7 protein-coding genes are annotated in these 12,661 nt (G+C 64.5%); 1 reads left to right on the top strand and 6 read right to left on the bottom strand.

Annotated elements, in window-relative coordinates:
- Nucleotides 1-68: 68 nt before the first annotated feature.
- From ACZ5B4_RS11220 to ACZ5B4_RS11210, 3 genes are all read right to left on the bottom strand, one after another.
- Nucleotides 69-3,134 (bottom strand): secretin N-terminal domain-containing protein, encoded by a 3,066-nt coding sequence (locus tag ACZ5B4_RS11220; RefSeq protein ID WP_464911320.1) that lies wholly within the window; start codon nt 3,132-3,134, stop codon nt 69-71.
- Nucleotides 3,135-3,371: 237 nt separating this feature from the next.
- Nucleotides 3,372-4,739 carry a HEAT repeat domain-containing protein gene (locus tag ACZ5B4_RS11215; protein ID WP_464911319.1) on the bottom strand — a complete coding sequence of 456 codons (1,368 nt, stop codon included), beginning with the start codon at nt 4,737-4,739 and terminating at the stop codon, nt 3,372-3,374.
- A 135-nt stretch (nt 4,740-4,874) separates the two neighbouring features.
- A complete protein-coding gene (locus tag ACZ5B4_RS11210; protein WP_464911318.1) occupies nt 4,875-7,379 on the bottom strand; it encodes a S1C family serine protease in 2,505 nt (834 codons plus the stop codon).
- A gap of 334 nt (nt 7,380-7,713) precedes the next feature.
- Between ACZ5B4_RS11210 and ACZ5B4_RS11205 the strand changes: the two genes are divergently transcribed.
- Entirely contained in the window at nt 7,714-9,834 is a 2,121-nt protein-coding gene (locus ACZ5B4_RS11205; RefSeq protein ID WP_464911317.1) for a DNA topoisomerase VI subunit B, read from the top strand.
- 75 nt (nt 9,835-9,909) lie between these two features.
- Here ACZ5B4_RS11205 and ACZ5B4_RS11200 read toward each other — a convergent pair whose 3' ends face one another.
- The 3 genes from ACZ5B4_RS11200 to tadA all read right to left on the bottom strand — a co-directional run bounded on the left by ACZ5B4_RS11200 (nt 9,910) and on the right by tadA (nt 12,540).
- Entirely contained in the window at nt 9,910-10,401 is a 492-nt protein-coding gene (locus ACZ5B4_RS11200) for a dual specificity protein phosphatase family protein (protein WP_464911316.1), read from the bottom strand.
- 73 nt (nt 10,402-10,474) lie between these two features.
- A complete protein-coding gene (locus tag ACZ5B4_RS11195; protein ID WP_464911315.1) occupies nt 10,475-11,863 on the bottom strand; it encodes a Gfo/Idh/MocA family protein in 1,389 nt (462 codons plus the stop codon).
- 158 nt (nt 11,864-12,021) lie between these two features.
- Nucleotides 12,022-12,540, bottom strand: coding sequence for a tRNA adenosine(34) deaminase TadA (gene tadA / locus ACZ5B4_RS11190; protein ID WP_464914020.1), 519 nt, complete (start codon nt 12,538-12,540; stop codon nt 12,022-12,024).
- Between the last annotated feature and the right edge of the window lie 121 nt (nt 12,541-12,661).

The following is a 12,661-nucleotide window of genomic DNA, read 5'->3' as shown; positions in this document are numbered from 1 at the left end:
CAGACTTCCGCGCGTCTCGGTGATAAAATGCGCTGAATGAGAAAAAATAAACGGCGTTCTTGAACCGGCTAACGGGGCGTTGCCGCACCCCTTTGGTTACCGCTTGCAGGGGGTGTGGTCGCAGGGCCCGGCTTGCCCTCTCCCGGCTTTCCTTTTCCGCCTCCTCCCGCCCCCAATAAATCGCCCAACGAGCGTCGCACGCTTTCGGCGCTGATGCCCGGACCGAGCTGGATGACCTCCACGGTCTCCTGAACCGGTTCCGCCGCCTGGTCCAATTCCTGGATCAACTTGCGGATGTCGTTCATCAGGTACACGGGAGCCGACACCAGCAGCGTGTTGGAGAGATCGTCCACCCCGATGGAAAGCAAACCCTTAAATCGAGGGGTTCTAGCGTCACCCTGACCGCCGTCCAGAAAGAGGAGAATTCCACCCCGACCGTCGCGGCGGTTTTCTTCCGGACTGAGCAGGTCGCGATAGACCTCCTTTACGGCGGCGGCCACTTGGGACGCCTTCGAATAGCGAATCCGGAATATCTCGGTTACCCGTACCGATTCGGAATCTTGCGGCGGCGGCTGATCGTAGAACTGGATGATCTGCTCGATTTGAGCCAATTGCCGGGCGTCGGCATTTTGGACCAGGACCGAATTCGTGTCCAAATCCGCCACGAATTTCACGGGTCGGCGGCTGGACAGGCGGGACGGTTCCTTCGTCTCGTTCTGGGAAGACATCCACGGATCGTAATAAAACCAAGACGGGAATCGAGACTCCGTCTTCTTCTCCGAAAACAGCGTTTCCAGGACCTTTACGACGTTGTCGGCCCAGGCATAGCGAAGGCGAAAAATGCGGTAATCGGGCTTCGGCGGCACCACGTCGCGGAGCAGAAAATCCACCAGCTCCATCGCCCGCGGGTCTTGACTGGTAATCACAATCCTTCCGTCCGGGGTTTGCGTGACGATCAGCGGCGGTGCTTCGGGCGGGGGCGGACCGGCATCGGGGGCGGGCGGCAGTGGTTCCGTCGCCGAGGGCTCGGTCAGGGTGAGAACCGCCGTCGAAGCCGGGATTTTCGCACCCGGCTCGCCGCGGGGCGCCCAAAGCGGCCGGGGCACGCTCGCTTCGGCGTCGATCTGCCGCCGCAACTCCATAGGCCGATCGCTCTCCGGCCGGGATTCCTGTTCGTCCTTGTCGGGAGCATGGGGCGCGGTCGGCCCCGGCGCCTGCTCGATGCGGATGGGGTTGGGCGCCATCGCCGGCCATTGGCGACGCAGAGCATCCAAGACCGCCGCCGCATCTTCGGGAGAGAGACCCTCGAGGATGCGGACGCGATTGGATGCCGTCTCGCCGATCGGCATCTCTCCCAGTTTCACCAACAGGTTTTGCACCTCCTGAATCTCGATCTCATTCGCCCACAGCAGCAGGCGATTGTTCTCCACGTCGGCGTCCACGCGGAATTCGTTGGGGTTTTTCTTCGGCTGCCTCTGGCGATCCCGCTCCCAGGGCGGCAGCCAGGAAGGCGTGGAGGAGGCCGTCTCGCGCTGGCCTCCCATCATGAAGTCGATCGTCCCGGCCACGTAATCGGCGGGCAGGCGGCGTAGCTGGATCACCTCGAAGCGTCGGCCGCTGCCGTCCAAACGCTCGATCACCGCCCGAATCGTCACGTGATCGGCCAAGGGGGCGTAGACGATCAAGGCGTTGTTGGCCTTGTCGACCTCGATCCGCGCGGAGGGGTCCAGCCCGCCCAGCTCTTGCAGCGTCTTGGCCAGGGGTTCGGGATCGACGGCCGCCAGGCGATACACCTGCCAGCGCGACATCCCGGCGAGAAACGCCCCGGTCTCCGAAGGCACGTCCAGGATTTTCACGGCCTGTTCGATGACGGCCATTTTGTCGGGCGGGGCCTGTGCCACGATCGAGTTGCGACGTTTGTTGACCACGAAGTTGACGTCGGAGGAAGTCTTGAAACCCGGCGGTCCCTTGCCGCCCGGTTGCGGTCCGCCGGGGCCTCCCTGCATCTGCTGCATCTGTTGTTGGGCCGCCATCATGGCCTGTTGCATCTGCTGGATCTGCTGCGGGTTCATGCCGGGCGGTATCGGAAAGCCGCTCTGCTTCAGCCCCATGAGGTCCTTGAGTTGTTCGGCCGTCTCTTCCGCCCGGGCATACTGCAAGACGAACTCGCGAACCAGCCGCTCCTGTCCCTTGGGCGATTGCTCCTCGCGCAGCAGGCGAGCCAAGTCTCGCAGGTTGACCACCGCGTCCATGGCCTCCAATCGGTTGGTGGTCGGGAGCGGGACGAGCTTTCCGCGCGGGCTGAGATACGGTTTGAATTCTTCCGCCGCCTTGTCGGCCAAAATCCAATCCAGAGCGAATGATACCCGCACGAAATCGAAGTCCGGCAGACGATCCAGGTCCTCAAGGGTGACGCGCGGCACCAAACCGGGATCCACCTTTTCCAGATTCACCACCATCAGCACCTCGCCGCGGCGGATCATGGTGAAACCGCGTTGGAAAAGGTGCTGATTGATGAGGTTGCGCATTTCCTCGACGGAATAGCTTTCGCGCGTTACCAGGTTGAGATAGTCGCCGGGCAGCTCCCGCCAATCCAGACTCATCCCGGAGATGTCGGCCAGCCACTCCATGATCTTGGGCCAAGGCTGGTTGCGGAAGTTGACGCGGACCCTGCCGATCTCATCCGGGCGGACGTTCAATTCCTCGGGGTCCGGCGGGGTTTCCGGCTCCGTCGGCCGATTGACGACGCCTCCGGGAGCAGGTTCTTCCGGTTTCTTGCCCGACTGCTCCGGCGGTTTGGCGGGACCTCCCGGCGATGCCTCCTGGGAACTTGCAGTGGGCGGCTGGGACGAGGGCTGCGAGCCGGGGGCGACCGCGGGCTTCGCTTCGCCTGACAACGGGGCGGCCTTGATTTCCAGCCCCTGGACGACCGTTGCGGGACCGGCGGATCCGCCGGGGCCGGCGACGGCGACTTCACGCTTTTCCTCGGACGGCGCGTCGACCGCCGCCTGTGCGAACGCCGTTTGCCCTGCCGCCCAAGTCGCGCCCGCCAGCACCAGCCGCAACAAAAGCGGCCTCAGCTTTCGCCGTCCGCAAAAATCGCCGGCCAAAATGTCGATTTCAGCCGTGCCCATGGTTTTGCTTCCGCAACCCCCGCTATGCATCGAAGGCAAAGCCGCTGATCGCGTCCGGCCTCGCCGGGCACGTCAAGATACGGCAATCCGCATCATCGCGGCTTCCGAGTCTTCGCCCCTTCATTTCATTGTCAACCGGTGAAGAGGGGTTGTCCACGTGAAAAGCGAATTTTCTTCGGCAAAATGATGCCGAGACTGGGCATCCCGATTCCACCGACGCCGCGCGGTTCCCCTGGGTTACTCTTCTTCTTCCTCTTCCAGCGGGAGCTTCAACTCGGGCGGCAAGTCGGTATTCGGGAAACCGGCGGCCTGGAGTTTGCGCAAGGCCCAGGCGGCGCGGCCCGGCCAGTCCGGGAAGTCCTGCGGTTGCTCGCTCAGTGCGGCGCGGAGGGCGGGTATGGCAGCCTCCGCGGCGGGTCCCATTTCGAGCAGCAACGCCATGGCTTCATCGCGGTACGTGCCCTCGCGGAGGTCTCGGAGAATGGCGTCGACGGCCGGCTCCGCTTCTCCCCGCATGCGCCACAAGGCCCAGTAGACGACCGAGGCCGGAAAGACCGGTCGCTTCTGATGGGACTCGAGGATGGCGGTTGCCGCCCCCTCACCCGCCGCCGGACCGATTCGCCCCAGGGCCTGGACGGCCTGTTCGCGGACGGGCTGGACCGGATCGTCCACGGCTTCGATCAGGGCCTGGACGGCGCCGGTGCCGATGTCCGGTCCCAGCCTTCCCAGGGCCGCCGCCGCGTTGCGTTTGACCGAGGCCGCCCCGTTTTTCAGCCGATCAATGAGGTCGGGGACCGCCTCCAGCGCGGCAGGGGCGCCGATCGCGCCCAGCGCACGGCACGACCAGTACTGCGTGTGGAAGTCTTCCGAGAAAAGGTGCTTGCGGAGCAGCGGCACGGCGGGAGCGGAGGCCGGCCCGATGCTCATCAGCGCCCCAATTACCGCCCGGCGATAGCGGGGATCGTCCTTTTCCAACAGCTCGATCAAGCGAGGTACCGCCGGAGCACCGGCCGGGCCGATCTCATAGATTCCCAGGCAACCGTAGGCCGCCTGCTTGGGGTCCTCCGCCTTCAACAAATCCATCAAGGCGGGCACCGCGGCCTCCTTGTACCGTCCCAAGGCCTGCGAGGCCAGGATCCAATTCGGCTTTTGCCACCGCCCGCCGTCGTCGTCCATAGCCTGGATCAAGGCCGGCACGGCGACATCGGCGTGGGCCGGGGCCGTCGCCGCCAAGCCTTGAATCGCCGCGCGGCGGACGTCCGGGTCCTCATCTGCCAGGGACTGGACCAGTTCGGGCACGGCGTCGGCCCCCTTTTTTGCCAGCTCCGCCACGGCGGCAGCCCGCCGCGCCGCCGCTTGCCGCTCGGCCTCCGTGCGTGGGTCTTCGGCCGGGGCGGGAGTCTCCGTTGCGTCCGCCGTCTCGGGCGGAGCCGGCTCCGCGGCCGCCGCAACCGGAACTCGGAGGGGCGGAACGAGCAGCCCTAAGCCCACACAGCACGCAACCACGCCGAAGACGAGTTTCCCGATGAACATGCCCTTGGGAAAAGCTCGGGCTGCCGAAAGACGTGAGGACGGTCGATCTAGATACGTCGGGTGATAAGGCACGATGGCAGTTCTCCGTGAACGAGGAACGGGTGGGGTGAAAAAGGCACCGCCGCGCGGCACCGACGCCACGCAGTCTCATCGTAGCGAAAGGGCAAGCCCTCCGCGACTCGTACGCCCGCCCCCCCTCCGAGAAACTCAATCGCCGTAGCCGGCCTCTTCGACCTGAAGCTGCTCGGCCAGCCGTTCCACCAACTGTTTCACGGAGTCCTTCTGATCGTAGAAAGCCTTCGCGTAGTACTGATAATTGTTGGGCGGGTTTTCGGCCAGACCTTTGGCCCGGGTGACGGCCCGGCGCAGTTCGTCCAGCGACTTGAGGGCATCTTGCGGCAGGTGGCTGCTCCCACGGAGTGCCTCGAACCGTTCGTCCAATTGATTGGAGCACGCCCGCACCATCCGCGAAACCTCGGGGCCTTCCAAAACGGACAGCAAGGCCCATGCTTCCGTAGGCGGCATGAGGTCCACCTGTTTGATTTGCCGCAGAGTCGCGGCCGGCAGGCGCCGCAAACGGATATTCATCTCTTGTTCCCGCACCGCGGACGGCACGTTGGCGCAAAACTTGAGAAAGTGAATCGCCCAAAGGGCGGCGGACCGCCGCAGGATCACGCGGGCATCGTGCCAATCCGCGATTTTTTGCAATTCGGTCGGGTTGGGCGACCGGGCGTGCGTGAGCGCCTCGGCGACTACCGGGGCGGGTACCGCGAAGGCAATCCCGCGACCGGTGCTGAAGCCGGCCTGCGCGACGACGCTCCGATCCAACCGCATCATCGCCTTGCGTATCTCGTCCTCGCCCTTGGCGGTGGCCTTCATGGCGATGATGCCGATCACCTCGCCCGCCCAATTGAGGACCGGGCCGCCGCTGCTTCCCGGGCTGATTTCGGCATGGATTTGATAGAAATCGCAGCCGCCCGTGTGGACCAGCGCGCTGATCCGGCCGGTCGTCACGGCGTCCCGCAGAACGAACCCCGTTTCGCCCAACGACGGGTTCCCGATGACCACGACTTTGTCCCCCTTTTGCAGTTCGTAATCGGGCAAGAAGGGGATCGGCGGCGCGGCGACGTCGGCCTCCATCAGGCAGATATCTCGCAAGCCGTCCTCATACAAGATCCGCTTCGGACGAAAGGTCTGGGATCGCTGCGAGCCGAAGACCAATTTGATCTCATCCACGAAGGCCTCGGCCGTGACATGGGCGTTGGTCGCGATGATGTTTTCTCCCAGCACGAACCCCGAACCGGATATCAGCGGCGATTCGACCAGACAAACCGATTCTTTACGCCGTTGCGCCTCTTCCGGGGCGGGTTCCGCGGGAGCGAATCGGGGCGGGGGGAAATCCTCCGCGGCCCCGGATTGCTCGCCCGGCCGGGGCACGGACCCGCGGTCGGGACCGCCGGGGCTTCCCGGCGACGCATTTGCCGGCGGAGGTCCGCCGAAACCGCCCGGCCAGGATCGCTCGTCGAAAAACCCCGGGGCTCTCTGCGGCGGCGGCATCCGCGAGGCCGCGATTTCGTCGCTCGACAACGGTTCCAGCACCGCCCGGGAAACCCGAAAGCGCGTCTCCGCCGAGTACACCGCCAGCGAGATTCGATCGCCGGGAATATCGGTCCAGAAGCGGGAATCGATTCGAACCACGGCGGGCGATCCGCTCCACGACCAACGGATCCGGCTGCCGTCACACGATAGCGTCAGCCCGAAACCGTGCACGGAACAGGCGATTTCGGTGGCCCGTCCCGACACGAACACGTCTCCCCGAACCGAGCTGGGATGCTGGTCGGCCGTTCTTCCCTCGATGAGATTCAGCCCGATGACCTTCTTGCCGAACCCTTCGAGAACGAACATGGCCGGTCGCCCGAAATACGGCACCACCAAATTCAGGGCCTCGTTTCCCTGGATGCGCTCGGCCGTGATGGTCACTCTATATCGGCCTTGCACGCGATGCGGAAACGTCAGTACGGTCAATGCCTGAGGGGGAGAGACGAGCGCATTCCCTTCTCGCTGCCAGACACCGTTTCGGGAATCGCGTTCCGGAACCACCATCGCCAGCAAATCGACGACTTGGTCGGTCGGCGCGGACGCCGTCGTACCGGTGGGAATCGTTTCCGGAGAAGCATCGGCGGGCTGGGTCACCGGCGCCGCGGGCGGCGTCGCCGTCATCGGATTGGATATCGGAACGTTCAGACCGCCGACGGCCTGTGTGTTCGCGCCTTGCACGGGCGAAGCGGGGCCGGACGAGGCCGTGCCTTGCGTCGGCGGTTCTGCCGCGCCGCCGCTCCCGCCGGCCGTGGGAGACGCTTGTTGGGCCGGAACGCTGCTCTCCGCAGGCGTGCTTTCCGCCGCCGCCGGCGTCTCGCCGCCCGGGTTCGGGGAAGCGTTCTCTTGGACGATGAACCGGTCGACCGTCCGGGAATTCCCCCCGGAACCGGCCCCGGGGTTGCAACCGATCACGCCCCCAAGTGCCAAAACAGCCGCGAAGAGCCTACAAATCGCGAACCGGACCATCATAACGCCCTCCAGTCTTGCGGGTTCAAGCAGGACGTAGCTTGAAATGCCCGACTGAAACAGGCGAATTCCCCAAATGAGATCTTCGATAAGGCGGCCTCGGTCGTCGGCGAAGCGCTTGAGCGACTGCGATTTGGGTCGCGGCAAACGACGCATCCTCTTCCCGAGGCTTGCCCCTTGGTGCGTCTCTCGGTGCGCCCCTACATATTATGACACCGTGAATCACCGTGCAAGCAGTTCAAAGGCGGCGTGGGAAGGGGAGCACGATTTCGGGCGACCTTTTCCCGCGTGCGGCTATCTGGTACCTTCGCAAGGAAGGCGGCCGGCAACGGCGGGAGACCTGGACGCCGGGGTGATGCGCCCGCCGATCGGCGTCCGGACCCTCGCCGACGGTTGGTTCGCCGGTATCGTTGCCACATCGCCTGCCGTCGTTTTGCATGGTTTAACGGGCGCAGCGGCGTCCGGATGAGGCGGCCCGTTCGTGGGCACGGATGTTTGCTGGGAGTTACCCACCTTGGCCACACTGATCTTTGAGAATCAAGACGCAACGTCATCCTTGCCGAGCGAAGGAGAAGCCGCAGCCGTGCCGCGTGCCGACGGCGGTAACGGTACGCCGCGGCGGATCCGCGTCACCGCGGAGTCCATGGCTTCCAAGCAACGGGAAATCTCGGTCAGCGAATTCTTCGCCAAGAACCGGCATCTCTTGGGATTCGATAACCCCCGCAAGGCGCTGCTGACCACGGTCAAGGAGGCGGTGGACAACGCGTTGGACGCTTGCGAAGAGGCGGGCCTGTTGCCGGAGATTTGGGTCCGAATCGAGGCCCTGGCCGAGAATCGATTCCGCGTCAGCGTCCAAGACAACGGACCGGGCATCGTCAAAAAGCAGATTCCCCTGATTTTCGGCAAGCTCCTTTACGGCTCCAAGTTTCACCGGCTGCGTCAAAGCCGCGGTCAACAAGGGATCGGCATCAGCGCGGCGGGGATGTACGGCCTGCTTACCACCGGCCGACCGGTGAGTATTGTCAGCCGCACCGGCTCCAAAAAGCCCGTGCACTTCTATCAGATCCAGATCGACACCAAGCACAATCGGCCCGAAATCGTCAACGGCAAGGGCGAGGGCGTGGACATTCCTCCCAACGACGGGGCCGCCGAATTCCTCCGCGAGCATCAGCTCCATTGGCAGGACGTCGATCACGGCACACTCGTGGCCATCGAGCTGGAGGCCAAGTACCAGCGCGGCCGGGGGAGCGTGGACGAGTACCTGGAACAGACCGCCATCGCCAACCCGCACGTGACCTTGCACTATCTCGATCCTGAGGGCAGGGTGCACGATTATCCTCGGGTGGCGGAGGTCCTTCCCGCCGAGCCGAAGGAAATCAAACCGCACCCTTACGGCGTGGAGTTGGGCACGCTGATCACGATGCTGAAGGACTCCAAGTCGGGAACGCTGGGGCGGTTCTTGACGGAGTCTTTCTCACGCATCAGCCCCGCCGTCGCCAAGCGAATCGCCCAGGCGGCGTCGCTGAGCATTCGCACGAACCCCAAACGGCTGGGACGCGCCCAGGCGGAATCGCTATTCCAGGCCCTCCAGAATGAGAAGGTGCAGTCGCCCGCCGTGGACTGCCTGTCGCCCATCGGCGAGGAGCTGATTCTGCGGGGTATGCGGCAGATGGTGCCGGGGGAGTTCTACACGGCGGTGACGCGGCCGCCCGCCGTCTATCGCGGTAACCCCTTCCAAGTGGAGGTCGGGCTGAGCTACGGGGGCGGACCGGCGACCTACCGCGTTTCCAAGGAACTGCTGGAGGAACTTTTGGCGGAGACCGATGCCCGCACGCTGCGGCAATTCCTTACCACCACCTTCGACGGCGTGGGTCCGGAGGGAGCCGACAAACTTTTGCGGGAGGCGCGGCTGCGGGCCAGGATGTCGCCCGGCCGGCTCAAGGCACGGGAACGGGAGCAACTCCTCGAGGCCCTGCGGCGGGTCAACCTCAGCGAAGGCCAGACCATGAACGTCTTGCGCTACGCCAATCGGGTGCCGCTGCTGTTCCAGGCCGGCGCGTGCGCCATTACGCAAACGGTGATGAGCACGAATTGGCGGGCCTACGGGCTGACGCAGTCGCGCAATGCCTTGCCCTCCGGTCCGGTCACCCTGATGGTCCACATCGCCAGCGTCTGGGTTCCCTTCACCAGCGAATCCAAGGAGGCCGTGGCCGGCTATCCCGAGATTCAAAAGGAACTGCGTTTGGCTTTTCAGGCGGTGGGACGGCGGCTGGGAATGTATCTCCGCCGGCGAGACCGGGTAAAGACGCAGGGCGAACGCCGCAACATCTTCCTCCGCTATCTCCGCGAAGTCGCCGATGCCGTGGCCGTCATCCGCGGCGTGGATCGCGACGAAATCCATGCCCATTTGATGCAAGTGGCCAAGCGCGTGACCGCGGCCGCCGACATGAAGCTGGATGAGCACGGCAACCCCATCATGGAGGACGGCGAGGAGGATTTCGCGGGCCCCGTCTTGATCGTACCGCAAGAGGAAAAGGCCGTCCCCGCGGCGGCGGAAAAACGGCCGAGCGAAGTTCAATCGCACTTGTTCACCGACCAGTAGGCCGGCAAGCCGAGGCGGCGCCGCGCTCGACCCGGCATGCAGCGCGGTTTGGGCGACGGCAGGCCGTTACGTCCATCACCCCGCGGGGCGTTCCTTGCGGCGGAACGGAAGAAAATCCGGACGAGGCCGGGCTTGCAGCGCTTCCGTGTACGGGTCGCAAGCATGCCGCGCGCGGACGAGCCGAATCGCCTGATCCAAATCCGCTCCCCGGACCCAATGCAGATAGCCGATGACCGCGGTGGGTGAGCGATTCATGCCCGCCGTGCAGTGGACGTACACGGTGTGCCCCGCCTCGATCAGCTCGTCCAACCGGGCCACGACCTCGGGAAGGCGGTCGGTCAAATCATCGATGTCGAAATCACGGATCGGCTCGCGGATTTCCAGAATGCCGGCCTTTTCCAGCTCCGCCTCGACCGCCGCCCGGTCTTCGTGGTTCCATTGGATGTCCTGGTCGGTTTGCAGGTTCAAGACGGCCGTAACGCCGGCCTCGCGCAACGTCCGCACATCTTCCGAGTCGGCGGGAAAACTCCCCAGCCAAAGACGATCCAGGATCGGGCTTAATCGCATGTGTTCCTCGTGTCGGAAGGTGCATCGGTCGCGCGGACGGCCGTTGTTTGCGGGCGGCGTTCGGCGGGAAGTCTCAGACGGTCTCCGGAATGACGAACGGTTCCCGATAGGTCCGCTTCAAAAGCGGAGCGGCCTCCGCCGGTTGCAGGACCTGCTCGGTTTGCGGGTCGATCGTCAATTTCACCCCGCCCAAGCGGTAACTGATGTTGGCGTAATGAATCCACAGGGCGCTGAGGTGCCCTTCCTCGACATCGGCATTGGGTCGATTCCGCGAGCGAATGCAAGAGATGAAGTTCTCTTTGTGCTCGGGGTCGGGGAATCGCCCGTAGGCTTGGGCCGCAACCACCGGCCGGCGGTCCTTGGGGCGAATGAAAACCTGCCAGCCGCCCCCGTGGCGACCCACGAACATCACCCCCTCGGAACCGTAGATCTCGATCCGCGTGGCGCAGTGCTGCCAGAGGGGAAACATATCGCTATTACGGACCTCGGGGTCGATCTTCAGCATGTAGGGCGTGTAGAGGGTCAACTCGAAAGAGACGGTCAAGCCGTCGAATTCATAGACGGCGATCTGCGTGTCGGGCGTCTCGGCCGCGCCCTCCTCGTTGAATCGGCCGCCCACCGAGTAAACGCTCTTGGGATAGGTCACGCCCAACAGCCACCGCGCCAGGTCGATTTGATGGCTGGAATCGTTGGCGATGTCTCCGCCCGAGTAACGCCAAAAGTGATGCCAATTGCGATGATAGTTGCGATTGTACCGGGCCTCGGGAGCGGGGCCGTTCCAGATGTCCCAATTCAAGCCGGGGGGAGGATCGCTATCGGGCACGGCGGGAAAATTGCCCCAGTATTTCTGGTCGAAGATGCGGCAAAAGTGAATCTTGCCCAGCTTACCCGAGGCGATGTACTCCTTGGCCTCGAAGTTGTACGGGGCACTGCGATTTTGCGTGCCGATTTGGACGATGCGTTGGTACTTGCGGGCGGCCTCGACCATCTTGCGGCCTTCCCAGGCGTTGTGCGAGGCCGGCTTCTCCACGTACACATCCTTGCCCGCCTGACAGGCCCAAACCGTGGACGGCGCGTGCCAATGATCGGGCGTAGCTGAAACGACGGCGTGCACGTCCTTATCTTCCAGGGCGCGGCGGAAATCGGCCGTCACCTTCGGCGCCGCGCCGCCCTGAAGCTCGGTCAGGGTCTTGGCCAGAGCCTCGGCCCGGGGAAGGTCGGGATCGCAGCAGTACAGCACGCGGCAATCGCCCCGCTTTACGAAGTCCGGACCCAAGCCGCCGGCGCGACCCCCGCAGCCGACCATCGCCAAGTTGACCCGGTCGTTGGCCTGAGCGGAATATACCGATTCGGCACTCGGCAAGATCGTTAACCCGGCGGCGATTCCCCCTTGGGCCAAAAAGACGCGGCGTGAGGAGCCGATCCTTTCCGTGCGGTTGGCATAAGATGGGCGGGCGGTCATCGTCAATCTCCTCTTCGCAGGGACGTGGCGGGAATAACATCGCCTTGCCGGGACGGTCTCGGCTCCGACGACTCCGTACATCATGGGAAACGCCGACGGCCCTCGTCAAGCCGCGAGCCGTCAGGATGCCGGGCACCGGGGCTGATTGCCGGCCGGGGTCACTTTTTTCCCAGACTCCGTTGTTTGCGAAAGAATTCGGAAAGCACGGCCCCGCAGCGATCGGCCAACACACCCCCGCGAATCTCGCAGCGATGATTGAGTCTGGCATCCTCCAAGAGGCGGTAGAGCGACCGCACGGCGCCGCCCTTGGGATCGTCGGCGCCGTAAACCACGCGAGGGATTCTGGCTTGGATGACGGCGCCGGCGCACATCGGGCACGGTTCCAAGGTCACGTAGAGCGTGCAATTCTCCAGCCGCCACGAGCCGAGCGACTCCGCGGCCTGCGTGACGGCGATCATTTCGGCGTGGGCGGTGGGATCGCGGAGCCGCTCGCGTTGATTGTGGGCGGCCGCCACCACGCGACCGGCGTGGACGATCACGGCTCCCACCGGTACCTCGTCCTCCGCGGCGGCCGCTTCCGCCTCTTGCAGCGCCAGCGCCATGAAGTGCTCGTCGACGGCGGCCGCGGCCGTCTCGTCTTGCGGCGGCAATTCCTCTCCCGGATCGGCGGCGTACATCATCGGCTCCAAGATCGCGAGACTACGGCGGGGGCGGCGGTCCGGACTTCGTCCGCACCATGCTTTCTTTTCCCGCCCGCCTTCGATATTCTAGGAAAGTCGCCGGCCCTTCCGAAGGGCC

It is taken from the genome of Thermogutta hypogea (assembly GCF_055386265.1).
Note: the sequence above shows the minus strand (reverse complement) of the source record. Positions and strands in the feature narration are given on the sequence as shown.